We start from the raw sequence: 17266 nt of genomic DNA on the forward strand, positions 1-17266 counted from the left end.
TTGGCGCTCAAGGCGACGACGCCACCCGCGCGCGCTGGATGACGCTGGTCGAAAAGACCTTGAAAGGCCAGAGCTTCGACGAGGCCCTCACCGTCACCACCCCCGACGGCCTGACGATCCAGCCGCTGTACACCGCGCGAGACGGCGTGGCCGTCGCCCGGGACCTGCGGGCCCGTGATCCCGAGCGTCCCTGGGACCTGCGCGTCCGCGCCGCCCATCCCGATCCGGCCCATGCGGGCAAGGACATCCTGATCGATCTGGAGAACGGCGCGGCCTCGGCGCTCCTGCAGCTGGACCCGACTGGCGCGAACGGCGTCGCGATCGGGTCGGTCGATGATCTGGCCAAGGCGCTGTCGGGCGTGCTGCTGGACCTGGCCCCCGTCGCCTTGGACGCGGGCTTTCTGGGCCCCAAGGCCGCCGACTGGCTGGGAACCCTGGCCAAGGCCGCGCCGAACGCGCCGCTGGCCTTCCACCTGGACCCCCTCACCGCCTTCGCCCAGACCGGCGCGAGCCCTGGTCCGATCGAGGGCCATGTCTTCAACGCCGCCACGGTCGCCGCGCGCCTGGCCGGGACCTACGCCAAGGCCAGCCTGTTCCTGGCCACGGGCCGCGCCGCCCACGAGGCCGGCGGCTCGAACACCGAGGAGCTAGCCGTGATGACCGCCAGCGCCCTGGCCTACGCCAAGGCCCTGGTGCGCTCGGGTCTGTCCATGGAGGACGCCTTCGGCCGCATCGTGTTGGGCGTCAGCCTGGACGGCGAATACTTCACGGGCGTCGCCAAGGTTCGGGCCGCCAAGGCGATGTGGGCGCGACTGACGGAAGCCTGCGGCGTCAGCGTCGCGACCCGGATCGAAGCCCGCTCCTCGCGCCGGATGCTGGCCAAGGCCGACGCCTGGACGAACCTGCTGCGCCTGACCTCGGCCGGGTTCGCCGGCGCGGTCGGCGGGGCGGACGCCATCGTGCTGGACGCCTTCACCGACGCCATCGGCCTGCCCACCGCCTTCGCCCGCCGCCAGGCCCGCAACACCCAGCTGGTGCTGATGGAAGAGAGCAACCTGGGCCGCGTCGCCGATCCGGCCGGCGGGGCCTGGTACCTGGACAGCCTGACCGACCAACTGGCCCGCGCCGCCTGGGGCGGCTTCCAGGCCATCGAGGCCGCCGGTGGGGTCGTCAAGGCGCTGGAGAGCGGTGTTGTCGCCAACGCCGTCGCCAAGACCCGCGGCGTCCAGGAAGCCGCCTTCGCCGACAAGAGCCGCAAGATCCTGGGCGTCACCGTCTTCCCCAACGCCGACGACAAGACGCCGGAGGTCGAGACCCCCGACGCGGCCGCCTTCGCCGTCGCCGGTCCCGACGTCCGCCTGCCCGGCCCCGACAGCAAGTGCCCGGCCCTGACGCCGGTGCGCTTCGCCGCCGCCTTCGAAGGAGCTTGAGGTTATGAGCAAGTTCCCCGACTTCACCAAGATTGACTTCGCCGAGGTCCCTTCGGCGCCCGCGCCGGAAGGTGAGGCCTGGAACACGCCCGAGGGCGTCGCGGTCGCCCCGGCCTATGACGCGGACGACGCGGCGGGCCTGGACTTCACCGGCGGCTTCCCGGGCGTCGCGCCGTTCGTGCGCGGCCCCTACCCGACCATGTACGTGACCAACCCGTGGACGGTGCGCCAGTACGCGGGCTTCTCGACGGCCGAGGACAGCAACGCCTTCTACCGCCGAAATCTGGCGGCCGGTCAGATGGGCCTGTCGGTGGCCTTCGATCTGGCCACCCACCGGGGCTATGACTCAGACCACGAACGGGTGAAGGGCGACGTCGGCATGGCGGGCGTGGCCATCGACTCGATCCTGGACATGCGCACGCTGTTCAGCGGCATCCCGCTCGACAAGATGAGCGTCTCGATGACCATGAACGGCGCGGTGCTGCCGATCTTGGCGCTCTACATCGTCGCGGCCGAGGAACAGGGCGTCACGCCCGACAAGCTTTCGGGGACGATCCAGAACGACATCCTCAAAGAGTTCATGGTGCGGAACACCTACATCTATCCGCCCGCGCCCTCGATGCGGATCATTTCGGACATCTTCGCCTTCACCTCGGCGAACATGCCCAAGTTCAACTCGATCTCGATCAGCGGCTACCACATGCAGGAAGCCGGAGCGACGGCCGACCTGGAGCTCGCCTACACCCTGGCCGACGGCGTCGAATACGCCCGCGCCGGCGTCGCGGCGGGCATGAGCATCGACACCTTCGCCCCGCGCCTGTCGTTCTTCTGGGCGATCGGCATGAACTACTTCATGGAGGTCGCCAAGATGCGCGCGGCCCGCCTGCTGTGGGCCCGCCTGATGAAGCGCGAGTTCGAGCCCAAGGACGACCGCTCGCTCAGCTTGCGCACTCACAGCCAGACCAGCGGCTGGTCGCTGGCGGCCCAGGACGTGTTCAACAACGTCTCGCGGACTTGCGTCGAGGCCATGGCCGCCGTGAACGGCCAGACCCAGAGCCTGCACACCAACGCTCTGGACGAGGCCCTGGCCCTGCCGACCGACTTCTCGGCCCGCATCGCCCGCAACACCCAGCTGTTCCTGCAGATGGAGAGCGGCACGACCCGCGTCGCCGACCCCTGGGGCGGCAGCTACTATGTCGAGCGCCTGACCTACGAGCTGGCCCAGAAGGCGCTGGCCCACATCGAGGAGGTCGAGGCCGCCGGCGGCATGGCCAAGGCCATCGAGCAGGGCATCCCCAAGCTGCGCATCGAGGAAGCCGCCGCCAAGACCCAGGCCCGCATCGACGCCAATCGCCAGAGCGTGGTCGGCGTCAATCGCTACAAGCCCGCGGTCGCCGACGACATCCCGATGCTGAAGGTCGACAACGGTTCGGTGCGGGCTCAACAACTCGAGAAGCTGGCCCGCCTGAAGGCCGAGCGCGACCCGGCCGAGACCGAACGCGCCCTGAAGGCGCTGGAGGATGGCGCGCGCGGGACCGGCAACCTGCTGGCCTTGGCCGTCGACGCCGCCCGCGCCAAGGCCACGGTCGGCGAGATCAGCCTGGCCATGGAGAAGGTCTTCGGCCGCCACCGGGCCGAGATCAAGTCGATCCAGGGGGTCTATATGAAGGAGGCCGGCAGCGATCCGACGACCGCCCGCGCCAAGGCCATGGTCGAGGCCTTCGAACAGGCCGACGGCCGGCGCCCGCGCATCCTGATCGCCAAGATGGGCCAGGACGGCCACGATCGGGGCCAGAAGGTGATCGCCACCGCCTTCGCCGACCTGGGTTTCGACGTCGATATCGGCCCGCTGTTCCAGACCCCGGCCGAGGCCGCCCGCCAGGCGGTGGAGAACGATGTCCACGTGGTGGGGGCCAGCTCGCTGGCCGCCGGCCACTTGACCCTGGCCCCGGAATTGAAGGCGGAGTTGGCCAAGCAGGGCCGCGACGACATCCTGATGGTCGTGGGCGGCGTCATCCCGCCCCAGGACTTCCAGGCCCTGCGCGACGCCGGCGCCGTGGCGATCTTCCCGCCCGGCACGGTCATCGCCGAGGCGGCGATCGAACTGCTGGACCAGTTGAACCGCCAGTTGGGCTACACGCAAGAAGCGGCCTAGCCGCCCTTCCTGCGGAACAGCCCGCGCCGCTTCTTCCCGCGCTCCAGGGCCACGTCCTCGGGCAGGCCGTGACGGGCCTCGATGTCCTTCTGCAGGGCCTTGGCGGCCATCAGGTGGCCGGGGAACAGGGTGTCGACGGCCCAGCCCAGGACCGGCACGGTGTCGGAGAGGTTGTCGGCGGCGAGATAGGCGGCCATCCGCGCCAGGGTCGAGGGGCTGGCCTTGGCGTGAAAGGCGTGAACCAGCAGCAGCCCGCCGGCGCCTAGACCGTAGGCGAGACCGACGCCCGGCACCCAGGCCAGCACGCCGTCGAGCCCGATCCCCACCGGTCCGACGCCGATCAGCCGGTCGGACAGGCGCTTGATCGTTTCGGCCGCGCGCCAGGCCCGGTGGGCCTTGGCGCTCGGATCGGCCTGCGGATCGGCATAGGCCGAAGAGAGGGAGATGTCGTCGCTCATGGTCTCAGAACGTTTCTCCCGCCGCGCCGTTGCGCTCACGCCTAAGATCGTGGCCCGGGTGAGCGCTTCAAGCGCCGCCGGCTTTCCGCGCTGTCTTGACCCTTTTGGTTTCCGGAGCCGCGGCCGTCCTTTAAGCGAGGTCTCGTGAGCCCCGCCCTCGACATCGACACCCTGGAGCAGCGCCTAGTCGCCGGCGACCGCGCCGCCCTGGCGCGCGCCATCACCCTGGTCGAGAGCCGACGGGCCGACCATCAGGCCGCGGCGCGGACCCTGCTGTCGCACCTGATGCCGCTGACCGGCCGCGCCCAACGGATCGGGATCACCGGCGTGCCTGGCGCGGGCAAGTCGACGACGATCGAGCGCTTTGGCTGTGACCTGGTCGAGGCGGGCCACAAGGTGGCGGTGCTGGCCGTGGATCCCTCCTCAGGCCGGCACGGCGGTTCGATCCTGGGCGACAAGACCCGGATGGAAAGGCTAAGCGTCCAGCCCAACGCCTATATCCGCCCCTCGCCGTCGGGCGGCGCCCTGGGCGGGGTGGCGCGCAAGACCCGCGAGGCCATGCTGCTGTGCGAGGCGGCCGGCTTCGACGTGGTGATCGTCGAGACCGTCGGCGTCGGCCAGTCCGAGACCGTGGTCGCCGACATGGTCGACATCTTCCTGGCCGTGCTGATCCCCGGCGGCGGGGACGAGCTGCAGGGCATCAAGAAGGGCCTGATCGAGCTGGCCGACCTCCTGGTCATCAACAAGGCCGACGCCGACCCGGCCAAGGCCGAGCGCTCGGCGCGCGACTATCGCAACGCCCTGCACATCCTCACGCCCGCCAGTCCGGACTGGACGCCGCCGGTGCTGACCGCCTCGGGCCTGACGGGCCAGGGTCTCGACGTCATCTGGACCCAGATCCAGCGCCACCGCGAGGTGATGACCGCCAACGGCGCCCGCGCCGCCCGCCGCGCCGACCAGGACGCCCGCTGGATGTGGGCCATGGTCCGCGATCGGCTGGAGGACGCCTTCAAGACCGCGCCCGCCGTGGCGGCCCTCGCGCCAGAACTGGAGACGGCGGTGCGGCAGGGCGAACTGCCGGCCTCGTTGGCGGCGGACCGGTTGCTGACGGCGTTCGGGCTCTAGCTCCCACCGCCGCCGCGGCCAGCGCCCGGATCCGGACGTTCTAAGCATCCGGCGCTCAGAAAAAGGGCAGCTCCACGAACGACGCGCGCGGGTGAAACCGCGCAGCTTGGCGAAGCGCGGAGCGTCGGGATTCATCAAGCCACGGAGCGCCTAGATCGACGCTATCCAAGCGGGTCGCGGCGCCAATTCTTGAGAGAGACCCCATGCCTACCATTCGTCCCGTCGTGGTCGCCGCGATCCTGACCCTCGTCGGCGGAAACGCCGCCCTGGCGCAGTCCGAACCGGTCCCGCCGCCCCCGGCCGAAGCCGCGCCAGCACCCAGCCCGGCCTTGAGCATCGACACGCCGATCGAGACCCTCGTCGCGGCGCCGGCAGCCAAGGCGGCGCTCGACGCCGACATTCCGGGCCTGACCACCCATCCAGCGTACGACAAGTTCAAACGCGAGAGCCTTCGCACGCTGGCGCCGAAGTTCGGCGGCGCCATCACGGACAAGGATCTGGCTAAGGTGCAAGCCGACCTCGCCGCCCTGCCCCAGTCGCTGGCGTCACGCTAGACCGCAGCCCGTGGCGTCCGCCGTCGAGGCGGGCGCCACGGCCTATCCTATTGATACCCCAGAAGCGCCCGCAGGCCCGGCGCATGGAAGTCCACCACCCGCTTGTGGGTCTCCGACAGCACCTTGGGCACCTCGACGGTGACCTGTAGGTTCTCGCGGGCAGTGCGGCTCTCGCGGGGATCGGCGCCGGCCTCGACCCGCTCGCGCCAGTCGGCGGGCAGCTCGAGGCCGCAATCGGCCAGCAGCCGGCCGAAGAAGGCCTCGGCCCGCTTGGAGCCGAGGTCCTTGAGGTTGGCGACGATGTCCTCGTAGCGGACGATCACGGCGTGAGAGCCCATCCACGCCACGGCGTTCATGGCGAAGATGTCGCGCAGATCGGGCACGCGGCCATGCGCGCCCAGGATCATCATCATGATGACGTCCTCGACCGAGGCGCCGCCGTCCTTGATGTGGTTCAGGTTCCCCTGGAATTCGTCGGACAGGTAGAAGCGCGCCCGCGCCAGCACCCAATCGTAGGGATCACGCACCAGCACCATGTGGCGCACGTCACGCAGGGCCACCGCCGACTCGTCCGAGAACAGCATGTGCCCCCAGCTGATCATCGGCTTCTTGGGATCGAAGGCGTCGCGGCTGCGCGATAATAGGGCGTGCTGGATATACTCGCGCGGCCAATGCTGATCGTGCGCGACGAACATCCGCAGGATGTTGCGGATCAGGTGGGTGCCGGCCTTGGGCACGCTGTTCAGGAAGACGGGTTGAGCCAGGCGGGCCCGGTCGAAGCGCTCGCCGATGGTGTCGAGATTGTCGGGCTTGCCCCGGATGATGGCGTTCACGAAAGCGGCTTCCCATCAGGCGACGCGGCGGCCGCGGCTGAAAAACAAAGGGCGGCGGATCGCTCCGCCGCCCCTCTAGAGTAGACCGAGGCGACAGGACGCGAAACGCCTCTCGGCGATCGCGCCCCGCCCGCCCCTTAGAACTTCGCCTGGAAGCTGACGAACAGGCGACGACCGATGTAGTCGTACTGCGACGAGAGCACCGAGCGGCCGACCATGTTGTAGTTGCCGGCGTTTTGGCTGACTTGGGGAGGCGCCTCATCGAACAGGTTGGCCACGCCGCCCAGCAGAGTGAAGTCCTCGAACTTCTTCTGCAGGGAGATGCTGTGATAGGCCGTGAATTCGGTGTGGACCTTGTAGAACGTGGTCTTGGTCGTGTTGCTGTCGGCATAGTCTTCGGCGTCGGACGCCTTGCCGACCATGTCGATACCCCACAGAGCCGCCCAGTCGCCCTTGGTGAAGCGGAAGTTCAACTGGCCGGTCCAGTCCGGATCGCCCACGAAGCCGTTGCTGTCGACGACGGTGTCAGCGAACAGGGCCGTGGTGTCCTTGAACTGCCAGGTCGACTGCAGCTCCATGTCCAGACGGACATCCCAGGGCAGATCCTGGCCGTAGTTGACGGTCAGGTCCAGACCCTTGTTCAGCTGCGAGGCGATGTTCAGGTAATTGTCGGTCACCGCCGTGACGAGGCCCGACGGGCCGCGCTTGAACAGCGAGCACAGCGGATCAGTCGGGAAGCTCAGCGAGCGGTAGCAACCCGTGACGATTCGGGCCGCGCCCAGTTGGGTGATCTCGTCGTTTACCTCGATGTCGAAGTAGTCGACCGCCACCTTCAGGTCGGCGAACTTCGGCGTCCAGATCACGCCGTAGGTCGTAGCCTTCGAGGTTTCGGCCTGCAGAGCACCGGCGCCGCCACCGGAAGTCACGGTCGCCTGGGCGCCCGCGCCGGTGTAGGTTCCCGGGATGCCGGCGGCCTTGCAGTTGTCGGCGACGTACTGCGGCAGGGTGCCCGCCGTCAGCGCCGCCTGCCAGCGGATGCAGGGGTCGAGGTTACGTTGCGAGACAAACGAGGTTTCGGCGTTCTTGTACAGCTCGAACAGCGCCGGGGCGCGGAACGAGGTGCCCCGCGTGGCGCGCAGACGGATCGACGGGATGACCTGCCAGTTCAGGCCGATCTTGTAGGTTTCGTCGCTGCCGTAGCTGTCGACGTCGGTGTAGCGGCCCGACAGCGACAGATCGACCGATTGGGCGAACGGAAGATCCTTGAAGATCGGCACGCTCAGTTCGCCGTAAATCTCCTTGGTCTTGTCCTTGCCCGCGGTGATGCCCGCGGTCGACGAACCCCAGATGTTGCCGGCCCGAGTGATCGGACCGGGGGTGTCATTGATCTCGTCGCGGCGGTAGGCCGCGCCGAAGGCGGCGCCGACCATGCCGGCCGGCAGCTTGAACAGGTCGCCCGAGACCGAACCTTCGATGGCCAGCTGCTTGTAGATGGTCTTGCCGGTTTCGGTGTCGAACAGGAAGGCCTGCTCTTCGGGCGTGTACTTGCCGGCCAGGAAGTCGGCCGACATCCAGTTCACGTCCACGCACTTACGCTTGCTGACCGGCGTAGTGTAGCCGACGCACGAGGCGGTGGCGCGCGGGATCGAGTTGGCCTGGCCCAGGCCGAAAGAGCCGAAGTCGCTGCGGCCGTCGGCGCTGTTGACGGCGTCGGCCAGGATGACGTCCTGCGAATACAGGCCCTTGTTGTGGCTGTACTGCGCGAAGATGTCCCAGTCCCAGCTCTTCAGGAAGCCCGTCTTGCCGAAGTCGCCCCGCAGGCCGCCGACATAGCGCTGGTAATCGACCTTCTGGCCGGCGCGGTTCAGCGGCGTGACCGGGGTCGGGCTGAGGACAAAGTCCCCCGTGAAGCCGGTGCTGAAGGGGTCGCCAAGGTCCTCGGTGTAGAGGTAGGTCCAGAACTGGCGATAGCCGTTGGTCTTGGTGGCGCGGCGGTTCAGCAGCACTTCGCCATAGGCCTCGACGTGGTCGTTCACGTCGAACGAGGCCTGGGCGAAGACCGTGTTGCGCTCGGTGCGCGGGGTCAGGGACGAGGCCAGGTTATACGGGCTGTTGTAGTCCAGCACGCCCATGTCGGGGTTGGCCGGGTCGAGGCTGTCGCCGACCACGAACCAGTTGGCCGGCAGGCCCGGATAGTTGGCCGCGCCGCCCGCCGGATACTGCGGGATGTATTGGCCCAGGTTGTTGCCGTAGTTGTACTGCAGCTTACCGTTCGGGGCGTCGAAGTCCGGGAAGGTGTACAGCCAGACCTGATCGTACAGCAGGTCGCGGCACTGGGTCTTGCCGGTGCGCGGGTCGATCGTGTCCTTGCGCTTGCCGCTGGCGTCGAAGATGTATTGCTGACCGCAGTTGGTGTAGCCGCGCTGGCCGTTCGTCTGCTCAGTCTTCTTGGCGTAATCGTACGTGATGTTGAAGAAGCCGCGCGAGAAGGTCTTGCCCCAGCCGACGCTGCTGCGGAACTCGGCGCCGCCGTGCTTTTGCGGTTGGCTGGCGAAGGCGTCGACGGTGAAGCCATCCTGGCCGCGCTTGGTGATGATGTTGACCACCCCGGCCACAGCGTCCGAACCGTAGATCGACGAGGCGCCGTCCTTCAGGATCTCGACGCGGTCGATGGCCGCCACCGGCAGCACGTTCAGGTCGAAGGCCGACACGCCGCCGCGCACGCCGGCCGGGCCGGCGCGACGACCGTTCAGCAGGACCAGGGTGCGGTTGGCGCCGAGGCCGCGCAGCGAGATGGTTTCCGAGCCCGGGCCGCCGTCGGTGACGAAGGCGCTCGAGACAGCCGCGGTGATCTGCGGCGAGCCCGAGGCGATGGTCGACGACTGCAGCAGCTGAGCCGTGTTGCCGATCCCCTTCAGTCGGCCTTGGTCAGCCGTGATCACTTGCACGGGATCGGGGCTGTTGAATTCGTTGCGCTTGATGCGCGAGCCGGTGACCACGACGGCTTCGACCTCGGCGTTGTCCGAGGTCTTGGCGGCGTCTTCGGTGGTCTGCAGCGGCGCGGCCGTCTGGGCCATGGCCGGCAGGGCCACGCCGACCGCCAGCCCTGCGATGATCGTCGAGGCCAGAAGATGTCTACGATGGGTGAGCATTGGAGGATTTTCGCCTTGAATTGCGGATGCGCGGCACGCCTCCCCACCAAGCCCCCTTGGCACGCGACGAATTACCGCAGACGCCAACCAATCTGCTTCGTCGCTCCACTGCAATCTCGGCGTCGTTTATTTGTCGCATTTTGGGCGAAGTGTGGCATCCGGCACGCACTTGCCGCATTCTCGTACGTATTCCGAAGCCTTCTGAAAGCATTACGCGCGCGGAAGGACATCGACGAGCGCCATCGGCGCGCGCGAAAAAGGCCGCCGGGGCGAGCGGCGGCCTCTAGGTGTTTGCGAGAGTTTTCAGACTTCGGCGGGCGTGGCGGTCAGACGCTTGGCCTGGGCGATCCAGGCGTCGCGCTCGGCGCGGCCCTTCAGGTTCAGCAGCTGGTCGAACGAGGCCAGTTCGTCAGGCGTCCAGGCGGCGATCTGGCCGAAGGTGGTGACGCCCAGTTCCGCCAGCGAAGCGGCCAGCTTGGGACCGACACCGACCAGGCGGGTCAGGTCGTCGGCGGCGCCCTGCGCGGTCTCGGCGACGGCCTCGACCACCGGCGCGGCGGCTTCGGCGACCTCGACCGGCGCCTCGGCGACCGCCTCAACGGTCTCCGTGACGATGGGCTCGGCCTCAATCACGGGCGCGACCACCGCCTCGGCGACATCCTCGTTGGCGGCGACCACGGCCTCGACCACGGATTCGGCGGCCGTCTCGACTATGTCCTGGGCCTCGTCCAGCACCGCCTCGGTCGTCTCGGCGACCAGGGCGACGGCCTCGATGATCGGCTCGGCCTCGATGATCGGCTCGGGCGCGGCTTCCAGCACCGCGACGCTCTCGACCGGCGGAGCCACGGGCTCGGGCGTCAAGGCCATCAGCGCTTCGAGGTTCACCGCCTCGCGCCAGCGGTTGGCCCACCACCAGTAGGTGGCCCCCGCGGCGGCCGCGCCGCCGAACATCAGCCAGAGCGGCGAGACCGCCCCGACCACCACGCGCGGCGCGGTCTCGGGCTCGACCTTGTCGGCCTGGAACTCGGGAAGAAAAGTGAAGATCGAAACCATGGGGAGTTGCTCCCAGAGCCAGAGGGGCGTCAGCGATCTATTGCGGTGCAACATAACACGGAAAACGCGTTCGCAACCGCAAAAATGCTCCCCTTAGGTCAACTCAGTCCCGTCGCCTTCAGCAGCACGCCCGCGACCACCAGGACGGCGATCATCGCCAGCATCGGCAGGCGCGTGGCGAAGGTCAGCATCAGCGCCAGGACGGTCAGGCCCAGAGCCGCGTAGTCCAGACTGGCGAGGTCGGGCAGCATCACCCGCAGCACGCCCGCGACCTCCATCGTCTGGCCGCTGCGGAAGAAGAGATGGATGGCGAACCACAGGGCCAGCTGGCCGATCACCCCGACCGAGGCGGCCGAGATCAGGGACAGCGCGCGCGACGGGCGCGGTCGCCGCCCCCAGCGCTCGAACAGGGGCCCGCCGGCGAAGATCCACAGGAACGAGGGGGCGAAGGTCACCCACGCCGCCATCAGCCCGCCCAGCACGGCCAGGACCCAGGCCCACTCGGCCGGCGCGGCCTGGAAGGCCCCGACGAAGCCCACGAAGACGAAGACCAGGATCAGCGGGCCCGGCGTGGTCTCGGCCAAGCCCAGGCCGTCCAGCATCTGAGTCGCCGACAGCCAGCCGAACGCCGAGGCCGCCTGGCCGATATAGGCCAGGGCCGCGTAGGCGCCGCCAAAGCTGATCGCCGCCAGCCCCCCGAACGACAGCCCCATCCAGGCCAGGGTCGAGCCCGGCGCGACGATCCAGGCCAGGGCGATCGGCGCCAGCCACAGCGCCAGGCACGCCAGCGCGGTCTTGCCCTGCCCCTTCAGCGGCTTGCCGGCCAGGACCGGCTGGCCCGTGTCCTTGGCCGTCGCCCAGCCCAGGACGCCGGCCGCCAGGATCACCAGCGGGAAAGGCACGGTGGTGAAGGCCAGCAGGGCGAAGGCCGCGCCGCAGACGAAGGCGGCCAGGCGATCCTTGATCGCCCGCTTGCCGATCTTCAGCAGGGCCTGCAGCACCAGGGCCACCACCGCGGCCTTCAGCCCCAGCAGCACCGGACCGGCCCAGTCCGAGCGACCATGGGCGACATAAAGCGCGGAGAGGCCCAGCATCACCGCCAGGCCCGGCAGCACGAACAGCAGGCCCGCCGCGACACCGCCGCGGATCCCGTGCAGTCGCCACCCCAGCCAGGTCGCCAACTGCTGAGCCTCGGGCCCGGGCAGCAGCATGCAGAAGCTCAAGGCGCGCGCGAACTCGTCGTCGTCGACCCAGTCGCGCCGCTCGACCACCTCGCGATGCAGCAGCGCGATCTGCCCGGCCGGACCGCCGAAGCCCAGCAGACCGATCTTCAGCCAGACCGGCAGGGCCTGCGCGAAGCTGGGGGCGGCCTTGAGCTTCAAGTCACGTCCGCCAGACGCGCGAGCGGCCGCCGGCCTCGCCCAGGCGCGCGGCGATCCAGTCGCCGGCCTGGGTCGCCGCGTCGTCGACGCCGGCCGGCGCCCCGATCATCACCATCGCGCAGCCGTTCATCTTCATGGGGTCCGTCAGGGGGCGGAGGCGGAGCTCGGCGACTAGCAGGCGGTCCGTGACGGTTTCCATCGCGCGCAGGAAGGCGTCGAAGGTCTCCAGGTCCTTGATCGGCAGCCAGATGGCCAACGCGGCGTCCTGGGCGCGCGCCAGCACGGCCTTCGTGGTTTCGGCGATGCGTTGGTAGTCGTCCGGCCGCTCGAACGGCGGATCGATGACCACGAAGGCCCGGCCGCCCTTGCCCGCCCGCTGGACGGCGGTGGCGAAGCCGTCCGCCTCCAGCGCCTGGGCGTTGGCGTAGGGCGCCAGGGTCTCGCGCAGCAGTTGGGCGTCGTCAGGCCGCAGCTCGCAGCCCGCGTAGCGGTCGGCCTTGCGCAGGCCTCGCGCCATCAGCACCGGCGAGCCAGGATAGAGATCCCCCGCCCCTCCCCCGTTCATCTCGGCCACGGCCTTCAGCAACGGGCCGAACACCGGCGGCGCATCGGTGGCGGCCCTCAGCCGGAAGATCCCCGCCTGCGCCTCGCCCGAGCGGCGGGCCATCTCGCCGGAAAGATCATAGCCGCCTGCCCCCGCGTGGGTGTCGATCACCGACAGGGCCTCGCTTTCGCCCTGCAGGGCCGACAGCATGCTCAGCAGGATCGCGTGCTTGTGCAGGTCGGCGAAGTTGCCGGCGTGAAAGGCGTGGCGGTAGTTCATGCGTCCGCTCTACCACGCCCCGTGGGCGCGACCAGCCTCGCGAAGTTCCTGGACCATCATGTCCTTCAGCACCTGGGGCGCGACGATCTCGACGGCGTCGCCCCAGGTGAAGAGGTGCCAGGACAGCTCCCGCAGGCCGCCGGCGCGGAAGGTGACCGTCACCGAGCCGTCCGCCTCCTGGACCACCTTCTGAGTCGCGTGGAAGCGCCAGCGCAGGGCGTCCTCGGCGCGACTGGGCTTGATCCGCAGGACCACGTCCTGGATCTCGTCGTGATAGATGCCGAAGCTCTCGTCGGCGAAGGCCTGCAGCGAGAAGTCCTCGGGAGGCGGCGCCGGTTTTTCGAGCACCTTCAGGTCGCTCATCCGATCCAGGCGCCAGGAACGCGGCTTGCCGCCCTTGCCCTCCAGCGCCACCAGATAGTTGCTGCGGCCGAAGAGGACGCCCAGCGGCGTCACCTCCCGCGTCCGCCCCGGCGTGCTGCCGCCCTCGTAGCGGAACGACAGGGCCGATAGTCCCTTGATGGCCGTGCGGATGGCGGTCAGCAGCGCCTGGTCCTCGAACGGACGCGGGCCGGCGTGGACGGCGATGGTCTCGGCCTGGACCAGGGCCTCGACGTCGGGGGCCACGCGCCGGCGGGCCGCGCCGCGCAAGGCCGACAACAGCTTGCCCTCCAAAGCGTAGAGCGAGGCCGCCCGGGCCTCGGCGCCCGACGCCTTATAGGAGTCCGCCGCCGTGCGCAGCGCCGCCAACTCCTCGGCGGTCGGGGTCTGGAAGACGCCGTCCAGGCCCGACGGGATGCGGAAGCGCTTGGTCGGCGGGTCGTCGATCGCTTCCATCTGCGGGAACGCGGTCCAGACAGCGTCGCGCATCCGCTCGGCGGTGCGGCGGCCGACGTCCAGGTTCCGGGCCATCTCGTCCAAGGTCAGCCCTTCGGCCGAACCAGCCAGCATCCGGGCCAGGTCCAGGAGGCGTGTAGCTTTCTCGTGTCTCATGCGTTTTCCAGGTGGAAGGACAGCTTACGACCGTTTCTGTCGCAATGCCCGCACATTCTGCGGATGTCGAGACTGGAGAACCCCCAAAGGAGTCCTGGATGTCGCGCTTTACCTGCTCCCCCTGGGCCGTCGCCCCCGTCAACCAAGCCCTGATCTCGGCCGTGCTGGATTTTGCCGACATCCATCGGGACCTGGGCGGCGGACGCACCCTGCGCCGGATCAGCCACGAGCGCGCGGCCAAGGCCGACATGTTCCTGCTGCTGGGCCGCGACGTGGAGCGCGTGACTGACATCGGCCTGGTCTGGAACGACCGCGAGGACCAGATCGTCCGCGTCACCGATGACGCCGAATTGCGCGATTCCCGGCTCGAGATCTGGGAGGAGGCGTTCGAACTGTTCGAGACCGAAGACACCGACGAAATGGCCCCGCCGATGCGCCTCTGTGCGTGAAATCTGGCCCCGCGCGCGACCCTCGCGTGCGCTAGCGCCGTACCCAACTGCCTAAAATCCGAGATCGTCCGCCGCGCAAAACGGCGCCCGCCGGGCGCCGGCGCGGTTGTGGCGTTTTCCCGACAGCCTCCCATTGCCGAACGCCGAAACCTGCCTCCCCATGAATTCATCGGGAGAGTATCCGATAGCTTTTAGTACCCGCGTCCAAAAATATAATCGTGGGGAGAAAAACGTCGTGGAGAAGGGAATCGTCACGCGTCAATAAATACAATGAGGGGGTTACTAATGACTCGACGTTTTAAACCCGCCCTACTGGCGGGTATTTCCGTGCTATCCGTTACTTTTGGTTACTCTGCACAAGCCTTCGCCGCCGCGCCCGATGCGCCGGCGGACCAAACCGAAGTTGATGTCGTCATCGTCACGGGCACGCGCCAGACCGGCCTGCGTGTCATCGACAGCCCAGCCCCCGTCCAAGTGGTCGACACCAGCACCCTGGAACGCACCGGCGCGGTCGATCTGCGCCTCGGCCTGGCGAATCTGGTGCCGTCGTTCAACGCCCAGGCCTTCGGCGGCGACACCGCCAACCTGACCCTGTCGGCCCGCCTGCGCGGCCTGTCGCCCAACCAAGCCCTGGTGCTGGTCAACGGCAAGCGCCGCCACACCACCGGCAACCTGGCCGTGCTCTCCGGCGTGTACCAAGGCGCCGCCGCCGCCGACCTCGGCTTCATCCCGATGGCCGGCATCGGCCGCATCGAAGTGCTGACCGACGGCGCCGCCGCCCAGTACGGCACCGACGCTATCGCTGGCGTCGTCAACATCATCCTGAAGAAGAACCCGTCGGGCGGCTCGATCTCGGCCACGGGCGGCGAATATTTCGACGGCGGCGGCAAGACGGCCGGCGGCTCGGTCAACATCGGCATGGCCCCGACCGAGAACAGCTACCTGAACGTCACGGTCGAGGCCAAGTACCACGGCTTCTCTAACCGCGGCCTGGCCGACCAGCGCGTCGCCAACCCGGCCAGCCCCAGCTACTCGGCCGCCAACAACGCCGTCGAGAGCAAGATTCCAGGCTATCCGAACCTGAACCTGATCTCGGGCGACGCCGAGTATCGCCTGCAGAACCTGGCGTTCAACGCCGGTGTCGAGCTGCCCGCCGACTTCGAGGTCTATTCGTTCGGCACCGTGGGCCACAAGGACGCCTCGGCCTATGAAAACTACCGCCGCTACAACCGCATCCAGGGCAAGATGGGCGCGGCCGACCGGCCCTTCCCGCTGGGCTTCTCGCCCCGCGAGCGCATCATCGAGGACGACTACGGCCTGACCCTGGGCGTCTCCGGCAAGCTGGCCGGCTGGGACATGGACCTGTCGTCGACCTACGGCAAGGACGACATCGAGGTCCGCGTCGAGGACTCGGCCAACGCCAGCCTCTACACCGACACCTCGACCACCACGACCAAGGGCTTCACCCCCACTTCGTTCCACGCCGGCAGCTGGCGCACGACCCAGTGGACCAACAACCTGGACCTGCGTCGCGGCTTCGACGTCGGCCTGGCCAACCCGCTGGACGTCGCCGTCGGCTACGAGCAGCGTCGTGACACCTATCGTATCGGCGCGGGCGACGCGGCCTCGACCTACAAGGAAGGCTCGCAGTCGTATCCGGGCTTCCAGAAGACCGACGCCGGCGGCCACTCGCGCACCAGCTGGGCCCTGTACGGCGATGTCGCCGCCAGCCCGGTCGAGGCCTGGAAGATCGACGCGGCCGTCCGCTACGAGAAGTTCAGCGACTTTGGCGACACGACCGTCGCCAAGCTGACCAGCCGCTATGACTTCAATGAGATGTTCGCCATCCGCGGCACGGTCTCGACGGGCTTCCGCGCCCCGACCCTGGCGGAATCGTTCTACTCGGCCACCAACGTCTCGCCGACCAGCGCCTTCGTGCAGCTGGCGCCGAACTCGCCGGCGGCTCGCCTGCTTGGCATCGACGCCCTGAAGCCCGAGAAGTCTAAGAACTACAGCCTCGGCATCGTGGCGCACCCGATCCCGAAGATGACGGCCACGATCGACGTCTATCAGATCAATCTGAAGGACCGGATCTTCGGCTCCAGCTCGGTCTACGGCCTGCGTAACGGCGTCGTGGTCAACAGCAACGTCAACGCCGCGATCGCCGCCAACGGCAACGTGCTGGACAGCACGGTGGCCAGCACCGGCATCAACATCTTCTCGAACGGCCTGGACACCCGCACCCGCGGCCTGGACTTCGTGGTCTCGTACCCGACGGATCTGGGTGATCTCGGCCGCATCGACTGGACGCTGAGCGGCAACTTCAACAAGACCAAGATCACCAAGGTCAAGGCCGCCCCGGCCGCCCTGGCGACCACCAGCACCGCCTTCCCGAGCGGTCAGGTCCTGTTCGCCGGCAACGCCGCCTCGCTGCTGGAAAAGGCCGCGCCGAAGTACAAGATCGGCCTCAACGGCCTCTACAGCTTCGGCAAGATCACGCTGAGCCTGACCGAGACCTTCTACGGCAAGGCTTCGGCCCTGTCGGATCCCGGCACCGGCCCGCTGCTGAACACCGTGGCCAGCGCCGCGGCGATCACCGACGCCGAACTGTCCTACAAGTTCCCGAAGGGCGTCACCGCCGCGATCGGGGCCAACAACCTGTTCAACAAGTATCCGGACAAGTTCTCGGCCGCCTATCAGACCGCCTGTATCGCTTCGGGCGGCGGCTGCGTGACCCAGTACCCCTCGTTCTCGCCCTACGGCATCAACGGCGGCTACTACTACGGCCGTCTGACCTACGCTTTCTAAGCCAAGGTCACGGACTGAAATGCGAAGGGGCGGACCGCGAGGTCCGCCCCT

13 protein-coding genes are annotated in these 17266 nt (G+C 68.4%); 6 read left to right on the forward strand and 7 right to left on the reverse strand.

Features of this window, described 5'->3' with window-relative positions; translation table 11 throughout:
• Positions 1-38 precede the first annotated feature (38 nt).
• Together K8940_RS16460 and scpA are read left to right on the forward strand one after the other, a co-directional pair.
• Positions 39-1430 carry a methylmalonyl-CoA mutase family protein gene (locus tag K8940_RS16460; RefSeq protein ID WP_223395884.1) on the forward strand — a complete coding sequence of 464 codons (1392 nt, stop codon included), beginning with the start codon at positions 39-41 and terminating at the stop codon, positions 1428-1430.
• A 4-nt stretch (positions 1431-1434) separates the two neighbouring features.
• Complete coding sequence (scpA, locus tag K8940_RS16465; protein WP_223391162.1) at positions 1435-3585, forward strand: methylmalonyl-CoA mutase; 2151 nt, start codon at positions 1435-1437, stop codon at positions 3583-3585.
• Here scpA and K8940_RS16470 read toward each other — a convergent pair.
• Complete coding sequence (locus K8940_RS16470) at positions 3582-4043, reverse strand: DUF4112 domain-containing protein (RefSeq protein WP_223391163.1); 462 nt, start codon at positions 4041-4043, stop codon at positions 3582-3584. The two genes, scpA and K8940_RS16470, sit on opposite strands and share 4 nt — an antisense overlap.
• Before the next feature lie 144 nt (positions 4044-4187).
• Here K8940_RS16470 and meaB point away from each other — a divergent pair, with 144 nt between their 5' ends.
• Positions 4188-5168 (forward strand): methylmalonyl Co-A mutase-associated GTPase MeaB, encoded by a 981-nt coding sequence (gene meaB / locus K8940_RS16475; protein ID WP_223391164.1) that lies wholly within the window; start codon positions 4188-4190, stop codon positions 5166-5168.
• A 203-nt stretch (positions 5169-5371) separates the two neighbouring features.
• Positions 5372-5722: a hypothetical protein gene (locus tag K8940_RS16480; RefSeq protein ID WP_223391165.1), complete on the forward strand. Its 351-nt coding sequence runs from the start codon at positions 5372-5374 to the stop codon at positions 5720-5722.
• Positions 5723-5769: 47 nt separating this feature from the next.
• Here K8940_RS16480 and K8940_RS16485 read toward each other — a convergent pair whose 3' ends face one another.
• The 6 genes from K8940_RS16485 to K8940_RS16510 all read right to left on the reverse strand — a co-directional run bounded on the left by K8940_RS16485 (position 5770) and on the right by K8940_RS16510 (position 13958).
• Complete coding sequence (locus K8940_RS16485; RefSeq protein ID WP_223391166.1) at positions 5770-6555, reverse strand: hypothetical protein; 786 nt, start codon at positions 6553-6555, stop codon at positions 5770-5772.
• Between the two features lie 137 nt (positions 6556-6692).
• Entirely contained in the window at positions 6693-9707 is a 3015-nt protein-coding gene (locus K8940_RS16490; protein ID WP_223391167.1) for a TonB-dependent receptor plug domain-containing protein, read from the reverse strand.
• A 303-nt stretch (positions 9708-10010) separates the two neighbouring features.
• Complete coding sequence (gene phaH / locus K8940_RS16495) at positions 10011-10760, reverse strand: phasin PhaH (protein ID WP_223391168.1); 750 nt, start codon at positions 10758-10760, stop codon at positions 10011-10013.
• 98 nt (positions 10761-10858) lie between these two features.
• A complete protein-coding gene (chrA, locus tag K8940_RS16500; protein ID WP_223391169.1) occupies positions 10859-12142 on the reverse strand; it encodes a chromate efflux transporter in 1284 nt (427 codons plus the stop codon).
• 1 nt (position 12143) lies between these two features.
• A complete protein-coding gene (gene rlmJ, locus K8940_RS16505; protein ID WP_223391170.1) occupies positions 12144-12965 on the reverse strand; it encodes a 23S rRNA (adenine(2030)-N(6))-methyltransferase RlmJ in 822 nt (273 codons plus the stop codon).
• Between the two features lie 9 nt (positions 12966-12974).
• Complete coding sequence (locus K8940_RS16510; protein ID WP_223391171.1) at positions 12975-13958, reverse strand: helix-turn-helix transcriptional regulator; 984 nt, start codon at positions 13956-13958, stop codon at positions 12975-12977.
• 98 nt (positions 13959-14056) lie between these two features.
• On the opposite strand from K8940_RS16510, the gene K8940_RS16515 reads away from it, so the two are divergent.
• Together K8940_RS16515 and K8940_RS16520 are read left to right on the forward strand one after the other, a co-directional pair.
• Positions 14057-14407, forward strand: coding sequence for a hypothetical protein (locus tag K8940_RS16515; RefSeq protein ID WP_223391172.1), 351 nt, complete (start codon positions 14057-14059; stop codon positions 14405-14407).
• A 327-nt stretch (positions 14408-14734) separates the two neighbouring features.
• A complete protein-coding gene (locus K8940_RS16520; RefSeq protein ID WP_223391173.1) occupies positions 14735-17215 on the forward strand; it encodes a TonB-dependent receptor plug domain-containing protein in 2481 nt (826 codons plus the stop codon).
• Positions 17216-17266: the final 51 nt, after the last annotated feature.

Source organism: Caulobacter segnis (assembly GCF_019931575.1).
GTDB lineage: Bacteria > Pseudomonadota > Alphaproteobacteria > Caulobacterales > Caulobacteraceae > Caulobacter > Caulobacter segnis_C.